Annotated in this window: 16 protein-coding genes and 6 tRNA genes; 9 read left to right on the forward strand and 13 right to left on the reverse strand. The window is 66.5% G+C overall.

The window, feature by feature from the left end:
* Positions 1 to 27 precede the first annotated feature (27 nt).
* On the forward strand, positions 28 to 444 hold the full coding sequence (locus V3B25_RS08830; protein ID WP_010484960.1) for a GNAT family N-acetyltransferase: 417 nt from the start codon (positions 28 to 30) through the stop codon (positions 442 to 444).
* Positions 445 to 608: 164 nt separating this feature from the next.
* On the opposite strand, the gene V3B25_RS08835 is transcribed toward V3B25_RS08830, so the two are convergent.
* From V3B25_RS08835 to V3B25_RS08865, 7 genes are all read right to left on the reverse strand, one after another.
* Positions 609 to 684, reverse strand: a tRNA-Glu gene (locus tag V3B25_RS08835).
* 47 nt (positions 685 to 731) lie between these two features.
* A tRNA-Ala gene (locus V3B25_RS08840) sits at positions 732 to 807 on the reverse strand.
* 46 nt (positions 808 to 853) lie between these two features.
* Positions 854 to 929: transfer RNA gene (locus V3B25_RS08845), tRNA-Glu, on the reverse strand.
* Positions 930 to 978: 49 nt separating this feature from the next.
* Positions 979 to 1,054 (reverse strand) — tRNA-Ala (locus V3B25_RS08850).
* Between the two features lie 184 nt (positions 1,055 to 1,238).
* Positions 1,239 to 1,314 (reverse strand) — tRNA-Glu (locus tag V3B25_RS08855).
* A gap of 54 nt (positions 1,315 to 1,368) precedes the next feature.
* A tRNA-Ala gene (locus tag V3B25_RS08860) sits at positions 1,369 to 1,444 on the reverse strand.
* A gap of 89 nt (positions 1,445 to 1,533) precedes the next feature.
* Positions 1,534 to 1,947: a heavy metal-responsive transcriptional regulator gene (locus V3B25_RS08865; RefSeq protein ID WP_032129382.1), complete on the reverse strand. Its 414-nt coding sequence runs from the start codon at positions 1,945 to 1,947 to the stop codon at positions 1,534 to 1,536.
* 186 nt (positions 1,948 to 2,133) lie between these two features.
* On the opposite strand from V3B25_RS08865, the gene V3B25_RS08870 reads away from it, so the two are divergent.
* The 8 genes from V3B25_RS08870 (at position 2,134) to V3B25_RS08905 (ending at position 12,193) form a co-directional block, all read left to right on the forward strand.
* Positions 2,134 to 3,201, forward strand: coding sequence for a helix-turn-helix domain-containing protein (locus V3B25_RS08870; RefSeq protein WP_032129381.1), 1,068 nt, complete (start codon positions 2,134 to 2,136; stop codon positions 3,199 to 3,201).
* An 80-nt stretch (positions 3,202 to 3,281) separates the two neighbouring features.
* The gene (locus V3B25_RS08875) at positions 3,282 to 4,085 is read left to right on the forward strand and encodes a TlpA disulfide reductase family protein (protein ID WP_049422840.1); all 804 of its coding nucleotides are present in this window, start codon (positions 3,282 to 3,284) and stop codon (positions 4,083 to 4,085) included.
* 30 nt (positions 4,086 to 4,115) lie between these two features.
* Positions 4,116 to 4,958: a thiol:disulfide interchange protein DsbG gene (gene dsbG, locus V3B25_RS08880; protein ID WP_049422839.1), complete on the forward strand. Its 843-nt coding sequence runs from the start codon at positions 4,116 to 4,118 to the stop codon at positions 4,956 to 4,958.
* Positions 4,959 to 5,475: 517 nt separating this feature from the next.
* Positions 5,476 to 6,909, forward strand: a complete 1,434-nt coding sequence (locus tag V3B25_RS08885; protein ID WP_180845181.1) for a DcaP family trimeric outer membrane transporter — start codon at positions 5,476 to 5,478, stop codon at positions 6,907 to 6,909.
* A gap of 76 nt (positions 6,910 to 6,985) precedes the next feature.
* Positions 6,986 to 8,338 carry an arginine/agmatine antiporter gene (gene adiC, locus V3B25_RS08890; protein WP_005410068.1) on the forward strand — a complete coding sequence of 451 codons (1,353 nt, stop codon included), beginning with the start codon at positions 6,986 to 6,988 and terminating at the stop codon, positions 8,336 to 8,338.
* 20 nt (positions 8,339 to 8,358) lie between these two features.
* A complete protein-coding gene (locus V3B25_RS08895) occupies positions 8,359 to 10,647 on the forward strand; it encodes an Orn/Lys/Arg decarboxylase N-terminal domain-containing protein (RefSeq protein WP_329810521.1) in 2,289 nt (762 codons plus the stop codon).
* Between the two features lie 28 nt (positions 10,648 to 10,675).
* Positions 10,676 to 11,578, forward strand: a complete 903-nt coding sequence (locus tag V3B25_RS08900) for a cation diffusion facilitator family transporter (protein WP_049398424.1) — start codon at positions 10,676 to 10,678, stop codon at positions 11,576 to 11,578.
* A gap of 180 nt (positions 11,579 to 11,758) precedes the next feature.
* Positions 11,759 to 12,193, forward strand: coding sequence for a Rid family hydrolase (locus V3B25_RS08905; RefSeq protein WP_005410065.1), 435 nt, complete (start codon positions 11,759 to 11,761; stop codon positions 12,191 to 12,193).
* On the opposite strand, the gene V3B25_RS08910 is transcribed toward V3B25_RS08905, so the two are convergent.
* From V3B25_RS08910 to V3B25_RS08935, 6 genes are all read right to left on the reverse strand, one after another.
* The gene (locus V3B25_RS08910; RefSeq protein WP_329810522.1) at positions 12,190 to 12,903 is read right to left on the reverse strand and encodes an energy transducer TonB; all 714 of its coding nucleotides are present in this window, start codon (positions 12,901 to 12,903) and stop codon (positions 12,190 to 12,192) included. The two genes, V3B25_RS08905 and V3B25_RS08910, sit on opposite strands and share 4 nt — an antisense overlap.
* Complete coding sequence (locus V3B25_RS08915) at positions 12,896 to 13,696, reverse strand: ChaN family lipoprotein (protein WP_329810523.1); 801 nt, start codon at positions 13,694 to 13,696, stop codon at positions 12,896 to 12,898. The genes V3B25_RS08910 and V3B25_RS08915 overlap by 8 nt, the downstream gene beginning before the upstream one ends.
* Positions 13,683 to 16,154 carry a TonB-dependent receptor gene (locus V3B25_RS08920; RefSeq protein WP_329810524.1) on the reverse strand — a complete coding sequence of 824 codons (2,472 nt, stop codon included), beginning with the start codon at positions 16,152 to 16,154 and terminating at the stop codon, positions 13,683 to 13,685. Before V3B25_RS08920 ends, V3B25_RS08915 begins: the two co-directional genes overlap by 14 nt.
* A gap of 64 nt (positions 16,155 to 16,218) precedes the next feature.
* Positions 16,219 to 17,145 (reverse strand): FecR domain-containing protein, encoded by a 927-nt coding sequence (locus V3B25_RS08925; protein WP_329810525.1) that lies wholly within the window; start codon positions 17,143 to 17,145, stop codon positions 16,219 to 16,221.
* Complete coding sequence (locus tag V3B25_RS08930) at positions 17,142 to 17,651, reverse strand: RNA polymerase sigma factor (RefSeq protein ID WP_329810526.1); 510 nt, start codon at positions 17,649 to 17,651, stop codon at positions 17,142 to 17,144. Before V3B25_RS08930 ends, V3B25_RS08925 begins: the two co-directional genes overlap by 4 nt.
* 123 nt (positions 17,652 to 17,774) lie before the next feature.
* A complete protein-coding gene (locus V3B25_RS08935; protein WP_049398490.1) occupies positions 17,775 to 18,281 on the reverse strand; it encodes a hypothetical protein in 507 nt (168 codons plus the stop codon).
* Positions 18,282 to 18,389: the final 108 nt, after the last annotated feature.

Raw genomic sequence — 18,389 nt, forward strand, 5'->3', positions numbered from 1 at the left:
ATAGCCCGACCTACAGGGAGATAGCGCATGAATGATTCCGTCGCCTGCCAGTTCCGCGACGCCGTGCCCACGGTCGAAGACTATTGTCAGCTGCGTGTGCTGGCGGGCCTCAGTGCCAAGAGCCAGGAGGCGGCGGCACGCGCGCTGCCCAATACCCTGTATGGCGTGTGTGCCTACCAGGGTAACGAGCTGGTGGCGATGGGGCGCATCGTCGGCGATGGGGGCTGCCACCTGCAGGTCTGCGATATCGCTGTGTTGCCGCGCCTGCAGGGGCAGGGCCTGGGCAAGGAAGTGATGCGTCGCCTGGAGGGCTGGATGCAGGCGAACCTGCCGCCGTCGGCATACGTCAGCCTTCTGGCAGATGGTGAAGCGCACCGGTTGTACGCGCAGTTTGGTTTCGCACCCACCGCACCTGCATCGATCGGGATGTATCGCCGGTTCTGAGGTGTGGCCGAGTTGAAGCCATCCACGCATGGCGTGGATCTACTGGGCCAACCGCCGCCGGATCCATCCCGGCCCTGCAGTAGATCCGCGCCATGCGTGGACAGGGCCTTCCCAGGAATCACAGGCAAAGAAAAACCCCGGCCGAAGCCGGGGTTTTAAAGAATTGGCGTCCCCACGGGGATTCGAACCCCGGTCGCCACCGTGAAAGGGTGATGTCCTAGGCCTCTAGACGATGGGGACGCACGAAAACTTCAAGTTGTAGATCCTTCGACGGCCTAATGTCGAAGTGGTGGAGCCAAGCGGGATCGAACCGCTGACCTCCTGCATGCCATGCAGGCGCTCTCCCAGCTGAGCTATGGCCCCAATGAAACTCCGGATGATCTGCCGGGAGCAGAGTCCGTTTTGAAACTGGCGTCCCCACGGGGATTCGAACCCCGGTCGCCACCGTGAAAGGGTGATGTCCTAGGCCTCTAGACGATGGGGACGCACGAAAAACTTCAAGTTGTAGAACTTTCGACGGCCTAATGTCGAAAGTGGTGGAGCCAAGCGGGATCGAACCGCTGACCTCCTGCATGCCATGCAGGCGCTCTCCCAGCTGAGCTATGGCCCCGTGTTACCGAGCCGCCTATCATACCTGCGTGTTCACGTTTGTGGAAGCTTTTTTTTGAGCTTTTTCGTTCCGGTTCAACCGCGACCACGAGGGCAGGGGAACCGCAACGCCACAACCTGAATGCCGGTAGGCGGTGAACAAAAAAGACCCGGTTATCGGCCGGGTCCTCGTTGTTCGTGATGAGTGGCGTCCCCACGGGGATTCGAACCCCGGTCGCCACCGTGAAAGGGTGATGTCCTAGGCCTCTAGACGATGGGGACGCAATTCTCATCAATGTTCTTTAGCGACCTTTCGACGGCCTAATGCCGAAAGATTGGTGGAGCCAAGCGGGATCGAACCGCTGACCTCCTGCATGCCATGCAGGCGCTCTCCCAGCTGAGCTATGGCCCCACGTCGCTGAGGAGCGAAATAATAGCCTTGACCCAGGGGGTTGGCAAGCATTTGTTGCACTTTTCTTCACGTGCGTTGCGAAGCCGATGTCAGTCGCCTTTCGCCTGTGCAGCGTCGTCGGTCAGTGCCGCCAGGATCGGGCACTGGTCCAGCGCGCCGTGACCTGGGCAGGCGTCGACCAGCAGCGAAAGTGCAGTGTGCATGCGTTGCAGCTCCGCCATCCGCTGTGCGATGTCCTGCAGGCGCGCCTGCGCGGTGTCGCGCACGCTGCCCATGTCCTGCGAATGGCGATCGCTCAATGCGAGCAGCTCGCCGATCTCTTCAAGGCTGAAGCCCAGCGCCTTGGCGCGGCGGATGAATCGCAGCCGGCGCAGGTCCTGCTCGCCGAAGATGCGGTAGCCACCCGCCGAGCGGGCCGCAGTCGGCAGCAGCTGCTGTCGTTCGTAGTAGCGCACCGTATCGATCGGTACGCCCGCCTGGCGGGCCAGTTGTCCAATGTTCATGGCGGATTCCTGCAGGGGCTGCCGACCATTGTGAAGCCTGGAGTCTGGTCGAGAGTCAAGGCTTGGCCCGGGTGCGCGCATTCAGCGCACTTTGCAACTTTCTTCATAGCCCCGCCGATGGACCAGTTCCTACCCTTCGCCTGAACCGGCCGTTCGATGGCCTGCAACGAACCGAGGAGGTGGTCTGTGGAAGGATTCAGGAACGAAGGATTCGTCGAGATCGCGGTGGTTGAATACCCGGGAGGTGATCCGTCTGCCGCCTCCGTACTGGCCGAAATGGCGCACGTTGCCAATCGCCTTGCCCAGCAGCAGCGTCGGCCGTTCAAGCGGGTGCTGGTCACCCGCTGGATCGTGCCGGCCAGCCAGACAGGGGTGCATCGTATTGCGGGTGCGGAAATGCTCGATGCGGCCATCCCGGCTGTGATCGCGGTTCCCGGCCAGATCAGTGCCGGCGCGTGCCTGCGCGCGGACGAGGTCCTGCTGGACTGGCTGCGTGCGCACTATGACGGCGGCAGCCTGCTGGCCGCCGCCAGTGATGGCGTCAGCGTGCTGGCACGCGCCGGGTTGCTGGCCGGGCGTACGGTCAGTGGCCCCGATCTCGGACGCCATCCAGGCCTGCAGGCGCAGGCCGCGAGCTGGGTGCCGAGCGAGCGGGCGCTGGTGGATGACGGTGACCTGCTGACGGTCGGCGGGGCCCAGGCCTGGCGCTTCCTTGGCCTGCGACTGTTGTACCGGCTGCACGGGCAGGGCGTGGCCAGTGCGGTCGCACAGCAACTGGGCATCACCGTGCCCGCCACGATCCAGCAGGACCTGGAGCGCTTCAGCGCCAACTTCGCACATGGCGATCGTGATGTGCTGAAGGCACAGCGCTGGCTGCACACCACGGCGGCACGCGGCGCCACCCTTGCCGCGATCTGCGAGGTCTCCGGGCTGGAGCCGCGCACACTGCAGCGGCGGTTCCTCAAGGCCACCGGCCTGCGGCCGATCGAATACTGCCAACGGCTGCGCATCGCCAAGGCGCAGACCCTGCTGCAGCAGGGGGCGGGTATCGATGAGGTGGCGTGGGGTGTCGGCTATGCTGATCAGAGTGCTTTCCGCCGGTTGTTCCTGCGCATCGTTGGCATGACGCCGGCCAACTATCGGCGTCACGTCAGCAGCAAGCGTCGCGAGCGGCCCTTGATGCCGTCGGTGGCAGGCAGCCTGCGCGGGCTGCAATCGCCGTCGGTGATGCAACTGGGGCGCAGCGCGGCCTGATGTCGGCGGCATCGTCGCGCTTGCAACCGGAGCGCGACACTTCGACCATGCAGTCAGTGGACGATTGAACAGGTGGTCTGATGTCGAGCGTTGGGCCGGTGCCGATGCCGGTGGTGTTGATTCTCGTGTGCGTAGTGATTGCCATGGCCGTGGCGCGTCTGTGGCCACGCAGGAAGGACGGCATGCCGCTGCCTTCTGCACCCAGCATGGTTCTGGACATGCTGCTGGTGGGCCTGCTGTGTGGTCGCATCAGCTTCGTGGCCTTGAACTTCGCCCTGTATCGCGAGGCGCCGTGGAGCATTCTGCAGATTGCCGATGGTGGCTACCACCTGGTGGTTGTCCTGGTTGCGGGATCGGCATGGGGGCTGTGGCGGGTGCGCCCATGGCGGGCGTTGCGCGCCCCGGTGCTGGGCGCGGCGTTGGCGGGTGTGCTGCTATGGGCGGGCGGTAGTCAGCTGCTGTCCGCATGGCAGGAGCGGCAGATGCCCTTGCCGGTACTGCAGGTTGCTGATCTGCAGGGGGGCAGGGTTGATCTGCAGCAGTTCCGGGGAAAACCGCTTGTGCTGAATCTCTGGGCGACCTGGTGCGGGCCCTGCCGGCGCGAGATGCCGGTCCTGGCTGCGGCGCAGCAGGCGCATGCGGACGTGCAGTTCGTGTTCCTCAATCAGGGTGAAACCCTTGAGGAGGTCCAGGGTTTCGTTGCGCGCGAACGGCTCCTGCTGCACAACGTATTGCTGGACGATGACGCTGCGGCATCCACGGTGCTGGGCGTGCAGGCCTATCCCTCGACCCTGTTCTTCGACGCCGAAGGGCGCCTGCGTGAACTGCACCTGGGCGAACTGACGGCAGCCGCTCTTGAACACAAACTGCGCCGGCTGCGGTAGCCTGCGCGGGCATCTCACTACGGAGTTCCCATGTTGTCGACTTCCCTGCGCACCGCCCCAGCGGTGCTGTTGCTGCCGGTCCTGCTGGCATTGGCCGCCTGCAGCCAGGCACAGACGCCACCGGGCAAGACCGCCGCGGCACCGGCAGCGAGCGCCACAGCCACGGCTAACAAGGGCGATCGCCCTGCGGTGCTGAAGGGCATCGAGAAGCATGGTTTCGAGGTCGTCGCAGAATTCGATGCCCCCGGTGGCCTGCGGGGCTTCGCCGGCGTGGTCGGCGGCCAGCAGCCGGCAGCGGCCTATGTCACCGCTGATGGCAAGCACGTACTGGTCGGCAGCCTGTTCGATGCGGAGGGCAACGATGTAGCCGCTGAGGCCGTTGAGAAGCTGGTGGCTTCGCCGATGTCGGCCAAGATGTGGACCAAGCTGGAAGCCAGCGCCTGGGTGCGTGATGGCAAGGCCGATGCGCCGCGCGTGGTCTACACCTTCAGCGATGCCAACTGCCCGTACTGCCACAAGTTCTGGGAAGCGGCACGGCCGTGGGTCGATGCTGGCAAGGTGCAGCTGCGCCACATCATGGTCGGCGTGATCCGCGAGGACAGCCCGGCCAAGGCCGCGGCGATCCTTGCCGCGCGTGACCCGAGTGCGGCGCTGCTGCAGAACGAGCACGATTTTGATCGCGGTGGCATCAAGGCGCTGCCGAACATCAGCCGCGAGATCGCTGGCAAGCTCGACGCCAATCAGGTGCTGATGATCGAGATGGGCTTCCAGGGCACACCGGGCATCCTGTTCCAGGACGCACAGGGCCAGGTGCAGCGTCGTGCGGGTCTGCCGCAGGGTGCCGATCTGCAGACGGTGCTTGGCCCGCGCTGAGTGGCGCCAACCCCATGAAACACCGCGCAGGCCCGCATGGCAGCATGCGGGCCTGTCGCATTCCATGGCGGGCATTGCGGTTGCGGGCGCGCGCAACAGTGGTTCATCGTCACGTATGAATCGTGACTGACATCAAGCATCCCGCCTTGATTCCAATCAAGGCCAAAAACGACAGGCGGATTAGCCTGTGACGCATGGAATACAGCGTCAATGCGCGATGGATGCCGCGCTCGCCACGCCCTGATCAGGGTCGGCTGGCACAGCCATTCACGACACTCTCACTCTGTGCTTGTTACCCAGACCGCTGCGGTCGCCACCTCTCTGGCAGCGCGGCCTTGATGGCGTCGACATCGGTGCGGGCAGGGCAGTGTCATCGTCCTGTTGCCTGCCATGCGCAGGCTGGCCGGTGTCGTCGACGCAGTATCCGCATTTCCAGCAACGGCAGCACGAGGCCGGAGTGGCGCATGCGTGCGTCCCGTCTGCGTGCTGCGAACAGGGGTCGTCCAGGGAGGATGCAATGCGCGCGGCGGTACTGAGCCTGGCCTGTGTGACAGCACTGGCGATCACGCCGGCGTATGCACAGGTGGATGACAAGGAGGACGCGCAGGCGCTGCGTCGTGAGATTGCGGCCATGCGGCAGGCACTGGAGGGCATGCAGCAGCGGTTGGACCGCCTTGAGCAGCGCGACGCAACCGTTGCGCCTGCTACAGCACAGGCACCCGCCGCCGTGGTCGCGCCTGCCAGCACTGCCAACCTGCTGCACCCCACCCAGGTACCGGGCGTGGCACAGCCGGTGCTGCCGCAGCGCGAATCGGTGGCCGATCCGTCCACCGCCGCGTCGCGACCGGACAGTGCGGCGGGCCCGACCGATCCGGATCTGAAGGGGTTCTTTGCCATACCCGGCACTGATACGGTGATCCGCATCGGCGGTTACGCCAAGCTGGATGCCATCGCCGATTCGCGCGCGGCCGGCGACGAGGATCAGTTCATTCCCTCGTCGATGCCGGTGGGCGGCAGCCACCGCGATGTCTCCAACTTCAACATCCACGCCAAGCAGACCCGCTTCAGCTTCGAGGCGCGGCGTCCAACCACGCACGGCAACCTGCGCTTCTATCTGGAGAACGACTTCTTCGGCAGCAGCGATGGCTACGAGTTCCGGCTGCGGCATGCTTATGGACAGCTCGGCAATACCTATGCCGGCTATGGCTATTCCAGTTTCATGGATCCGGACAGCCTGCCCGACACATTGGATTTCGCAGGTCCCGGCGGTGCCGGCTACCTGCTGGTGGCAGGCATCCACCACAGCTTCACGATGGGCAAGGGCAACACGCTGACCGTGGCGGCCGAAGACCCGAAGACTGAACTTGCCGGTGCCAGTGATGAGCGGGCTGCGGTGAACCGTCTGCCGGACGTAACCGTGACCGCGCGCATGGAGCGCGACTGGGGCCACCTGCAGGTGGGCGCGGTGGCGCGCAGCCTGGCCTATGACGGCGATGGCGAGCACGACCGGCGAATGGCCGGCGGCCTGCAGCTGAGTGGCTCGGCCTCGGTGGGCGAGCGCGACCTGCTGCTGTTCGGTGCGCTGGGAGGACGCGGCCTCAGCCGCTATACCGCCGACCTGACCGGCTCCGGGCTGGACGCGGTGGTCGGTGCCGATGGCCGCCTCGACGCGTTGGACCTGCACGGCGGCTTCGTCGGCTATACCCACTACTGGTCCGAGTTGTGGCGATCGAACCTGATCTTCGGCCAGCTGACCCTGGAGCGGAACGCCGCACTGGCGGCCGATGCCTTCCGGCAGAGCCGGTACGGCGTATTCAACCTGATCTGGAGCCCCGCGCCGTCCTGGACGATGGGCATGGAGCTGTTGTACGGCCGCCTGGAACAGCAGGGCGGCGCACGCGGCGACACGGTCCGGGTGCAGGGCAGCCTGCAATACAACTTCATCAAATAGGCGCCAGCGGTCGTACGCCAGCGCAACCGTCCCCACGCCCGGTGCTGCCGGGCTCATGCCAGTACCGGAGATCGTCATGGCAGAAGCAAAGAAAATCGGGGTGGTCGGAGCCACCTTCCTCGTCGCCGGCAACATGATGGGCTCAGGCGTGTTCCTGCTGCCATCGAGCCTGGCCAAGATTGGTACCGCCTCGATCTGGGGCTGGTTGATCACCACCGCCGGTGCGCTGTTGTTGGCCTTCGTGTTCGCCAAGCTGGGCAAGCTGGCACCCAAGGCGGGCGGCCCGTACGCCTATGCGCGCGACTGGTTCGGGCCGTACATGGGCTTCCAGACCAACACCATCTACTGGTTCGCCAACTGGATCGGCAACGTCGCCATTCCGATCGCCGCAGTGGGCTATTTCAGCTACTTCTTCCCGATCCTGTCCGAGCCGCTGGTGCGCTGCATCGCGGTGCTGATCCTGGTGTGGGCGCTGAGTTTCGCCAACGTGATCGGTCCGGCGTTCGTCAGCCGGGTGCAGACCGTCACCACCAGTTTTGCGCTGGTGCCGATCCTGGGCATCGCCATCTTCGGCTGGTTCTTCTTCGATGCCGACATTTTCAAGGGCGCCTACAACGTGTCCGGCGAATCGAACTTCGGCGCGATCTCCAGCGCCGCGGCGCTGACGCTGTGGGCCTTCATTGGTGTCGAGTCGGCCTCGGTCACCGCTGGTGTGGTCGAGAACCCGGAAAAGAACGTGGCCCGCGCCACCCTGGCGGGTGTGTTCCTGGCCGCCATCGCCTACATCGCCAGTTCCTCGGTGATCATGGGCATGGTGCCCAATGGCGAACTGCAGACTTCCGATGCGCCGTTCGCACTGGCTGCGGCCAAGGCCGTCGGTGGCTGGGGTGGTGCGCTGGTCAGCCTGTGTGCCTTCATCGGTGCCGCCGGTTCGCTGGGCGGCTGGATCCTGCTGACCGCGCAGAGCGCCAAGGCGGCCTCCGATGACGGCCTGTTCCCGAGCATCTTCAGCAAGACCAACAAGGACGACGTGCCGGTCAAGGGTGTGCTGATCGTGGCCGTGCTGATGACCCTGGCGGTGCTGGTCACCTCCACCTCGGAAACCGCGTCGGCACAGTTCGACGTGATCACATCGGCGGCGGTGGTGCTGACCCTGCTGCCCTACATCTACTCGTGCGTGGCCTGCTACTTCGTGGTCGAGCGCTCGCACACCCTGGTCCACACCGGTGCGTTCTGGACCCTGACCAGCCTGACCGTCGTTTACTGCCTGTGGGCGATCTACGGCTCGTCGGGAACCATCGTGCAGTACGCGTTCCTGTTCGTGCTGTTCATCACCGTGTTCTATCCCTTCTTCAGCGAGGAGCGCCGCCAGCAGCGGCAGCGCGCCCGCGAGGCCTCGGCGATCAGCGCCGGCGCCCAGCGTTCCTGAGTTAGACAAGGAGAATCAACGTGTACTTCAAGTCCCTGGACTACCCGGTCATTGTCATCGACAACGACTACGAGTCGCCGCGCATCGGTGGCATCCTGATCCGCGCCCTGGTGGAAGAGCTGCGCAGCAACGACCAGCGCGTGCTGTGCGGCCTGAACCTGGATGATGCCCGTGCCGGTGCCCGCACCTACGTGGCGGCCTCGGCGGTGCTGATCTCGATCGATGGCAGCGAAGAGGTGGATGGCGAGTTCCAGCGCCTGACCGCCTTCCTGCGCGAGCAGAGCGCGCGCCGCGCCAACCTGCCGGTGTTCCTGTACGGCGAGCGCCGCACCATCGAGAAGGTGCCGAGCAAGCTGCTCAAGTACATTCACGGCTTCATCTTCCTGTTCGAAGACACCAAGAGCTTCATCTCGCGGCAGGTGATGCGCGCGGCCGAAGACTACATGAAGAACCTGCTGCCGCCGTTCTTCAAGGCGCTGATCCATCACGCGGCCGAGTCGAACTATTCCTGGCATACGCCTGGCCATGCCGGCGGCGTGGCGTTCACCAAATCGCCGGTCGGCCGCGCGTTCCATCAGTTCTACGGCGAGAACACGCTGCGAAGCGATCTGTCGATCTCGGTGCCGGAGCTGGGTTCGCTGCTTGACCACACCGGGCCGATCAAGGACGCCGAGAACGAGGCGGCACGCAACTTCGGTGCCGATCATACGTTCTTCGTCACCAACGGCACCTCCACCGCCAACAAGATCGTCTGGCACGGCACAGTGGCGCGCGGCGACGTGGTATTCGTCGACCGCAACTGCCACAAGTCGCTGCTGCACGCGCTGATCATGACCGGCGCGGTGCCGGTGTACTTCACCCCCAGCCGCAACGCGCATGGCATCATCGGCCCGATCAGCCTGGACCAGTTCACGCCCGAGTCGCTGCAGCAGCGTATCGCCGCCAATCCGCTGGCCAGCAAGGCCTACAAGGCCGGCTCCAAGCCGCGCATCGCAGTGGTGACAAACTCCACCTACGATGGCCTGTGCTACAACGCCGAGAAGATCGCCGACGAGATCGGCAGCGCGGTGGACTTCCTGCATTTCGACGAAGCCTGGTACGCCTACGCTGCGTTTCATCCGTTCTACGAGAACCACTACGGCATGGCCAAGGGCAAGCCGCGCGAGCAGGATGCGATCATCTTCACCACGCATTCCACGCACAAGCTGCTGGCCGCGTTCTCCCAGGCCTCGATGATCCACGTGCGCAACTCGGCGCAGCGCGACCTGGATGCCGAGCGCTTCAACGAGTCGTTCATGATGCACACCTCGACTAGCCCGCATTACGGGGTGATCGCGGCCTGTGATGTGGCCTCGAAGATGATGGAAGGCGATGCCGGCCGTTCGCTGGTGCAGGAAATGCATGACGAGGCGATCGCCTTCCGCCGCGCGATGCTGCATGTCCGCGATGATCTCGGCCGCGACGACTGGTGGTTCAGCGTGTGGCAGCCGACCCAGGTCGAGCGCAGCCTGGACAAGGGCGATACGCCGGCACCGATGGTGGCCAAGCGCGAGGAGTGGTACCTGCAGCCGGATGCGCACTGGCACGGCTTCGAGAACCTGGTGGATGACTATGTTCTGATCGACCCGATCAAGGTGACCCTGCTGACCCCGGGCCTGGCGATGGACGGCAGCATGGGCAAGCTGGGCATTCCGGCGGCGGTGCTGAGCAAGTTCCTGTGGGGCCGCGGCATCACCGTGGAGAAGACCAACCTGTACTCGGTGCTGTTCCTGTTCTCGATGGGCATCACCAAGGGCAAGTGGAGCACCCTGGTCACCGAGCTGATGGCGTTCAAGGAACTCTACGACCGAAACGCACCGCTGAGCCAGGCACTGCCGACGCTGGCTGCTGACTATCCGAATGCCTACGCCGGCTGGGGCCTGCGTGACCTGTGCGACGCGCTGCACGCGTTCAACCAGGAATTCGCCGTGGCCAAGGTGATGCGCGAGATGTACGTGGATCTGCCGACGCCGGTGATGACCCCGGCCGATGCCTACAACCACCTTGTGAAGGGCGAGATCGAACGGGTCGACATCGAGCAGATCAGTGGCCGCATTGCGGCGACCATGCTGGTGCCGTACCCGCCGGGCATCCCGACCATCATGCCGGGTGAGCGTTTCGGTGACAGCGACGAGCCGATCATCCAGTCGCTGCGCATCGCCCGCGAGCAGAATGCGCGTTTCCCGGGCTTCGAGTCGGACGTGCACGGGCTCATCATCGAGAACGACGGCGATGTGACCTCGTACAAGGTGGAGGTACTGAAGGCCTGACCGGCGACGGTCGGCCCTTCGGCGAACGATGGATACCGCGCGCGAGCAACGCATCCTGAAGTTCTCGATCGGGGTCACCCTGGCGGTGAGCGCGGTCGGCTTCATCGGTGGCCTGCTGGTGGGATCGCAGGCCATCCTGTTCGACGGCGTGTACAGCCTGGTCGATGTCGCCCTGACCCTGGTGTCGTTGTCGGTGCTGCGGCTGGTAGCGCGGGAACAGAGCCCGCGCTTCCAGTACGGCTACTGGCATCTGGAGCCGATGGTCGAGGCGTTGGGTGGGGTGATCCTGTCGCTGGCCTGCGTGTACGCGCTGGCCAACGCCGTGATCGGTTTGACCACGGGCGGGCATGAAGTGAAATTCGGGCCCGCGCTGTGGTGGGCGGCGTTGCTGAGTGCCAGCAACCTGGCGATGGCGGCCTTCGTCGCGCAGCGGGCGCGGCATCTGCGCTCCGCGCTGTTGTGGCTGGATGTGCGCGGCTGGCTGCTGGGCGGGTTGATGAGCTTGGCAGTGGTACTGGCCTTTGTGTTGGCGCTGGTCCTGCACGGTGGTGAGTGGCATCACTGGGTGCCGTACCTGGATTCGATCGTGCTGGCGTTGATCAGCCTGGCGGTGTTGCCGGTGCCGGCGCGGGGTGCCTGGAAGGCCATGCGCGAAGTGCTGCAGGTGGCACCGGACGATCTGGACCGGCGCGTGCAGCGGGTGATGCAGGCGTTCGTCGCCGAGCGTGGCTATGCCGGTTTCACCAGCCATGTGGCGAAGATGGGGCGGATGCGCTTCATCGAGATCCACGTGCTGGCCGACCCGGCCACGCCGCTGGGTTCAGTGGGCGAGGTCGATGCGATGCGTGACGAGATTGCGGTGCGGCTGGATGCGCGGGGCAGCACGTTCTGGTTGACCATTGATTTCACCGCAGACCCAGCGTGGACGTGACCACGCTTCTGTAGAGTCGAGCTTGCTCGACTGCTTCTGGTCGGTGGAAGTCGAGCAGGCTCGAGTCCACGGGAACGCGCGATCGTTGCGCATGGCGGACTACTCTGTTGCACAGGACCCATTTGACCTCAACCAGGGTTGAGGTCACAGACTGCCGGCAACCCCCACGAAGCGCGCGGCATGAACCTGCTGACCACACCGGACTTCAGCCATGGCCTGCTGGAGCTGTTCAATCCACCGGGCCTCTACGATCCTTCGGCCAACGGCTACTCACACGTGGCGGTGGTGCGCCTGCCGGCACGGGTGATCCACGTGGCCGGGCAGGGCGGTGAAGATGCGCAGGGCCGTCTCTCGCCCAGCTTCGAAGACCAGGTCGGGCAGGCACTGGACAACCTGCAGACCGCGCTGCGATCGGCGCAGGCAAGCCTGGTTGATGTGGCGCGGTTGCGCATCCTGGTGGTCGGCCACGATGAGGACCGGCTGGGCATCATTGCCCACCAGGTGCGGCGACGCTGGCCGAACCGTGCGGCGCCCACCTGCACGCTGATCCCGGTGCCGCGGCTGGCGCTGGACGGCATGCTGTTCGAGATCGAGGCGGAGGCCTACGCCGCCTAGCGCAGGTAGTACTCCACCGGCACCACCAGTTCCTGCGGTGCCTTCAGTTCATCGGGAATGGGCGGTAGTGGCTGCGCGCGACGGAAGGTCTGCAGCGCAGCGTCATCGAGCATCGGCTGGCCACTGGACTGTTCCAGCCGCAGAGCCAGCAGGCGGCCTTCGCGGTCGATGCTGGCCCTGACCCAGGCAGTGCCCTGCTGCCGGCGCGAGCGTGCGACGGCAGGGTAATAGCGGTAACGCTCCAGCCGCGCCATCAGGCGGGCTTCCCACTGGTCGCTGGCGGCGCCGGCCTGGAAGTCCGCCGGTGGCGCGTCTGGAGCGGGCGGAGCGGCCGTGATCGATGCCGGTGCGGGACTGGCATCGGTCGCGGCCGCCGGCGGGGCGACCGGCAGCGGCGTTCGACCCGCCCCGCCCGTTTCGCTGGCGGCCAACTCGCCCTCGCGCGCGGCGGTGGGTTTCGGTGGCGGCGGCGACTTTGCCGGTTGCGATGCGCGCGCCTGCTGCGCCTGGCTGGGGGTGTCGGCCTGGCGCTCCTCTAAGGGCTGTGGCGGCGTGGCCGGCGCCAGCAGGCGCAGGCTGATGCGCACGTCCTGCTCCGGCGGCGGCAGCATCGGCGGCGCTGCCACCCAGTGCAGCAACAGCAGCAGGGGCAGCAGGTGCAGGACGGCGGTGATCGCGATCGCCTGCCAGTGTTGGCCGCGCTCACTCATCGTCCAGCACCCACAGCAGATCGGCATCTGCCGCATCCACGGTTTCACCCGGCGAAGCCAATGCGATCACCAGCGCAGGCGTAGCCGGTGACAGGTAGCCCGGTACCCCGGTACCGCGCAGTACATGCCAGCGCCCCGCTACCAGCAGCGCCGGCGCGGGCGCATCGAGCAGCACCTGTGCCATGCGTGTGTCGCGGGCCTGTTGCACGGCCAGCATCCCTTCCAGCATCGGTGCTGCGTCTGCGTGCTGGGCCAGCACCACCGCCGACAGGCGCTGGCGGGCAGCGGCCACCGGGAACCGCACGCCCTCGGTGGACGCGAGCAGCGCGTTGACCTCGGCACGCGACAGGTTGCCGCCGAACAGCGGCGTGCCTGCATCGGCAGCATCCTGTACCAGCCCGCCATACGCGGCCCACGGCCAACGCGTATCCCAGTCCAGCAGTTCCTGCAGGCGTGCACCTTCGGCCTGGTTGCCCTTGGCCAGCCAGCGCTGCACCCGCTGCAGGCGTGGCTGGCGCTCGCTGGCGATCATTTCCAGCACCAGCGAACCCTGCGGGCGCCGCCGCTGCAGCGCCTGCAGCAGCCAGCGCTGGGCGGCGTGGTCTCCGGCGAGGTCATGGCGCTCACCCAGCAGCAGCCTCCGGGCGTCCGCCGCACGCGCCACGAACGCGGCTTCGTCCAGGTGCCGGCCGTTGGCCAGGTCGATCACTGAGCCAGGCATCGGCTGCGCGCTGGCCACGGTCGCCAGCGCGAGCAGGCATACGGGCAGCCAGCGACGGCTAGAACGCCACATTGACGCCCATCGAGACGGTACGGCCACGGCCGTTGCCGCGGTCCAGGATCGGGCTGAAGATGCTGTCGATCGAGGCATTGTTGTCATAGGCCTTGTTCTGCAGGTTTTCGATGTTCAGCCACAGCGTGGTGTTGGCCTGGGGCTTGAAGCTGGCGTAGAAGTCGAGCAGCACGCCGGTGCCGCCGGTCTTGCGGGTCTGGAAGAAGTCGTAGCCTTCCTCGGTCGGCCCGGAGTACTCGGCGCGCAGGCCGGCCTGCACGCGCTGCTGCCACCAGCGGCCGCCCACGTCCAGCGTCCAGTAGCGGTCGGGCAGGGCGGTGATGTCTTCCAGGTTGACGAACTCGATGGCCGGCGCACTGGTGTGCGAGCGGGTCCAGCTCAGCGTGGCGTGGTAGTGCTCGCTGGCGTAATGCGCTTCCAGTTCGATACCGCGCATGCGCACCACGCCGGGGTGGTTCATCCAGCGCGTGGTGGTGCTGAAGTCGTCCACGTCCAGCGCATCGGTCCAGGCAGTGAGTTGCGGATCGCTGTCGATCGGCACCACGAACGGTTCCACTTCCGGCGGATGCACGATCAGCAGATACTGCGGCTTGATGTAGTCGCGGATGCGGTTGTCGAAGCGGGTGACCCGCAGTTGTGCCAGGTCACCGTCGACCAGCAGCGAGTCGGTGCTGAGGTTGGCGCCGAACTGCAGGTTGCGCGAGCGCTCGCGGCGCAGGAACGGATTGGCGCCGATGCCGTCGGCGACGCTGGCGTCCTCCAGCGGGATCTTCTCGAAGAACATTTCCTGCACGCGCGGCGGCCGCGACGTGCGCGAGACCTCGGCGAACAGCTGCAGCCAGTCGGTGGCCTGCAGTGAAACCGCCAGGCTCGGGCTGAGTGCGCGCTCTGTGCGACGCACGTCGATGTCGCCGCCATTGATCTCCGCGCACTGGCCGGGCACATCCGAGCACACCGGGATGTGACCACGGATGCCGAAGCGGTCCTGGCGCAGTCCTGCGGTCAGGGCATAGATGTCGTACTGCAGCTCCAGCGTGCTGAACACACTGTCCAGCTGGCTGCGACCCTGCGGGTTGGCACCGCGCAGGATCGGCGTATCGGCCACATAGATGTCCGATTGGTGCTTGATGCCGGTGTTCCAGCGCGCCTGCAGTGCACCGATGTCGAAGCGGCTGGTGTTGTCCACGGTCCAGCTGCTCAGGCCGCTGTGGGTGCGGCGGCCGATGTAGCTGGAGTCCTCCACCGGCGGGTAGAACAGCCGGGTCTTGTTGCTGGCGAAGGTCGCACGCAGGTCGATCCACGGCGAATAGGGTGTGTAGTGGTAACTGGCGCGCTGGTTGCGCGCGGAAATCTGCCACGGATAGTTGTGGTAGAAGTCGTTTTCGTAACGCATGTGGCTCAGGTCCAGCCGATGCTGGTCGCTGGGCTGCAGGCGCGCCTTCAACAGCCAGCTGCTGGGCTGCTGGCTGCCCGGGTCGGCGTTGTTCTTCTGCCCGCGTGCGGTCGCGTACTCGCTGCTGCGGCTGCTGCTGGCGGCGGCCAGCAGGCCGAACTGGCGGTCGCCACCCTCTTCGCTGTGGCGCCAGGCACCGGCGAAGGTACGGCCACTGCCGTAGCCGTTGTTGCCGTGGCGGTAGCCCGCACGCAGGCCCCAGTCGCGCCCCTCGCCGAGCAGATCGTCGATGTCCAGCGTGCGGAAGTTGGCACTGCCGGCCAGCGTGCCGGCGCCATCACCACCGGCGACCGCACCGCGCTGCACGTCCACACCGGCCAGCAGGAAGGGATCGACATAGGCGAACGGGCCGCCCGAGCCGTGCCCGGCATTGTTGCGGAAGGTCTGGGTGACACCGTCGATCATGGTGTTGACCCGGCCGGCACCGGTCATGCCGCGGATGTTGACCTGCAGGCCCGGCTGGCTGCGCGAATGGAAGCTGTGGGTGCCGGGCATCGAGCGCAGCAGGCTGTTGCCTTCCTGGCGTTCGGCCATCGCCACGCGCTCGCTGCCCACCGAGGGCGCAAAGCCATCGCGGGTGGCCGGTACATATTGACTGGCGCCGGCACCCGGTGCCTGACCGTGTGCGGTAGTACCCTGCACACGCAGCGGGCCAGTGCGACGGCTGCCATCGGCGCGTTCAGCCGGCGCCGGCTCCAGGGCGGCACGACGCGCATCGACGAAGCGCGGGCGCAGGCCGCTGCCTGCAAGCAGACGGGACAACGCCTGCGCATCGTCGAAGTCACCGCGCAGCGCAGGCGCCGAATGGCCCGCGGGCAGCGCTGCGCCGATCACCAGATCGACGCCGGTCAGCCGGCTGTAGGCGTCCAGCGCGGCCGCCAGCGGTTGTGCGGGCAGATTGTAGGTACGGGTGGCGGTCTGTGCGTGGGCACTCCCGGGCAGCAGCGGAAGGGCACTGGTACAGGCCAGCGACAGGGCGAGGACAAGGGGGCGGTGGCACAGCATCGGGGGCTCCAGGGGCTGACGCAGAGCGTCGTCATCCTGGGTAGACGCAGCCGCAGGCCGGATGTCAGGGTCCATCACGCTGTTCCCTGCGTGGCGGCAGCCACACCTGTATGCCCGCGCCGAGGCGCAGCACGCGCACCTGCAACTGAGTGGCCAACTGGTCGCGGTTGCTGGCTGCACCGTCGGCACTGCCAAGCAGGGTGACCGGCTGCTGGCGCAGCTGCTCGCCGACGACCCACGTGTGCCCGCCGTGCCAGCGGTCCAGGCCCTGCGTGACGTCGGCCAGCGGGGCCGAGACCCAGTGCAGGCGCCGCTCGCGCCAGGCCAGTGTTCCCGGGGCGGTGGTTGTTGCATGGGCTGTTGACTGCCCATCGAAGCGCAGCTGCTCGCCGTCGTTGGCCAGCATGCTGGCGTTGCCGCTGTCCACGCGCACGCAATGCTCGGTAACGGTGACCACGCTGCTGTTGCCCTGCACGGCAAGATCGAATGCGGTCCCCAGTGCAGTGACGGTGCCCTGCGGAGTGTGTACCTGGAAGGGCCGGTCGGCATCGGCGGCGACCTGGAACCAGGCCTGGCCACGCTGCAGCTGGAGCTGGCGGCGCTGCCCATCGATGCGCACTTTCACTTCGCTGCCGGGTGACAGCAGGACATGCGAGCCATCCCGAAGGGTCTCCTCGCGGATCTCGCCAGCGGCCGTTCGCAGGACCTGCGCTACAGGCGGCGACACATGGCGGCTGTAGAGACCCAGCGCGCACAGCAACAGAACCGCAATGCCGGCTTCGCGCAGGCGACGGCGTTGCCTGCGCTGCTGTTGCCGCTGCAGGCTGGGCAGCGTCGCACCGGCCTGCCACAGGTGTTGCAGATGCTGGTACTGCGCAGCATGGCGAGGGTCGGCCTGGTACCACTGCTCGAACGCGTTCTCGTCGCGGCCACCGTCGTGCCCGTCCAGCCACCAGCGTGCAGCTTCGCGCGCGATCGCGTCCAGGCTCATGCGCCCGGCACCTGCTGCAGGGCGACCAGTGCGCGCAGCAGATGGCCGTGCGCGGTCTGCCGGCTGATGCCGAGCTGGCGCCCGATCTCGGCCAGCGCCAACTGTTCAACCCGCGCCAGCAGGAACACCTGGCGCGAGCGCGGTGGCAGCGCGGCGATGATCGCGTCGAGGTGGCGCAGCTGTTCGGCGTCGAGCAGTCGCTGCTCGGGCTGCGGCGCAGGATCGGCGATGGCATGCAACTGCGTGTCATCCAGCGCTTCTTCGCGACGGCGCTGGCGTTGCCGGTAATGGTCGGCAATCAGGTTGTGGGCAACACGGTACAGGTACGCGCGGCCATTGCTCAGCAGGCCACTGGCGGCGACCTTGACGACACGCAGCCAGGTTTCCTGGACGACGTCATCGGCGTCGCTGCGTTGCGGGAGTTTGCGGCGGACATGGGCGTGCAGCGGCCGGTAATGGGCCGCGCACAGCTGCGCGACATCCGTCGGTTCGACAGGCGTGGACACGGGGCGGGCGACAACTGGGAAAGGGAACAGCCCGCGGCGGCAAGGGCAGCGGCTGCACCTTACAGCAAAAGAGAATCATTTGCATCTTTGGTGCGAGCGCAGTCCGCATGAGCCACCGCGGCGTCAGCGGGGACGATAATCGCAGTGGATCTGCAGCGCTTCGGTGGGATTGTGATGCAGCACGAATCCGCAGTGCTGCAGGCTGCGCTTCGCTCGTGCGACTGGCTCGGCATACCGGGCGACGCGGCGGTGCTGCCAGCGCGGCGGGGTGAACACGCCCAGGGGCAGCAGCCGCAGCCGCTCGCCGTGCAGTACCAGTGAGACATCGACATGACGGCCATCGATGTCGTGGCCGTTGGCGCCGAAGATGGCGTCGACTTCATCCCGGCGCTGCGGATAACAGGCACGGAAGAGGGTGATGCCGAGCCGACGCACCAGGCGGCGGAAGCCACCGAGACGGCTGTGGCTGGGTTCGAAGCCACGGGTGAGCAGTAGCCGCAGCCCCACAGGCAGCATTGCCTGCGCGTCGAGCAGGCGTTGCAGTACCTCTTCTTCCAGTTGGATGCGGGTGGAGGGCCAGCGCGGGGCGATGAGCAGTCCGTGGTGGTTGCCGCGTTGCAGGGTCAGCATCGGTGAAGCTTCGCACGCGGCCGAACAGCCGGGGTAGTGCCGGGCGGGGGGGGGGGGGGGGGGGCGGCGGCCGCCCCCCGCCCCCACCCCGGCGGGCGGCAGCGGGGG

This window comes from Stenotrophomonas sp. SMYL8 (assembly GCF_036320065.1).
In the GTDB taxonomy this organism is placed as follows: Bacteria; Pseudomonadota; Gammaproteobacteria; order Xanthomonadales; family Xanthomonadaceae; genus Stenotrophomonas; species Stenotrophomonas maltophilia_A.

Coding starts and splice junctions, on each gene's coding strand:
- V3B25_RS08935 (WP_049398490.1), bottom strand. CDS start 18,281: ATGCTGACCCTGCAACGCGGCAACCACCACGGACTGCTCATCGCCCCG.
- V3B25_RS08905 (WP_005410065.1), top strand. CDS start 11,759: ATGAACCTGCTGACCACACCGGACTTCAGCCATGGCCTGCTGGAGCTG.
- V3B25_RS08900 (WP_049398424.1), top strand. CDS start 10,676: ATGGATACCGCGCGCGAGCAACGCATCCTGAAGTTCTCGATCGGGGTC.
- adiC (WP_005410068.1), top strand. CDS start 6,986: ATGGCAGAAGCAAAGAAAATCGGGGTGGTCGGAGCCACCTTCCTCGTC.
- V3B25_RS08910 (WP_329810522.1), bottom strand. CDS start 12,903: ATGAGTGAGCGCGGCCAACACTGGCAGGCGATCGCGATCACCGCCGTC.
- V3B25_RS08915 (WP_329810523.1), bottom strand. CDS start 13,696: ATGTGGCGTTCTAGCCGTCGCTGGCTGCCCGTATGCCTGCTCGCGCTG.
- V3B25_RS08925 (WP_329810525.1), bottom strand. CDS start 17,145: ATGAGCCTGGACGCGATCGCGCGCGAAGCTGCACGCTGGTGGCTGGAC.
- V3B25_RS08920 (WP_329810524.1), bottom strand. CDS start 16,154: ATGCTGTGCCACCGCCCCCTTGTCCTCGCCCTGTCGCTGGCCTGTACC.
- V3B25_RS08885 (WP_180845181.1), top strand. CDS start 5,476: ATGCGCGCGGCGGTACTGAGCCTGGCCTGTGTGACAGCACTGGCGATC.
- dsbG (WP_049422839.1), top strand. CDS start 4,116: ATGTTGTCGACTTCCCTGCGCACCGCCCCAGCGGTGCTGTTGCTGCCG.
- V3B25_RS08830 (WP_010484960.1), top strand. CDS start 28: ATGAATGATTCCGTCGCCTGCCAGTTCCGCGACGCCGTGCCCACGGTC.
- V3B25_RS08875 (WP_049422840.1), top strand. CDS start 3,282: ATGTCGAGCGTTGGGCCGGTGCCGATGCCGGTGGTGTTGATTCTCGTG.
- V3B25_RS08865 (WP_032129382.1), bottom strand. CDS start 1,947: ATGAACATTGGACAACTGGCCCGCCAGGCGGGCGTACCGATCGATACG.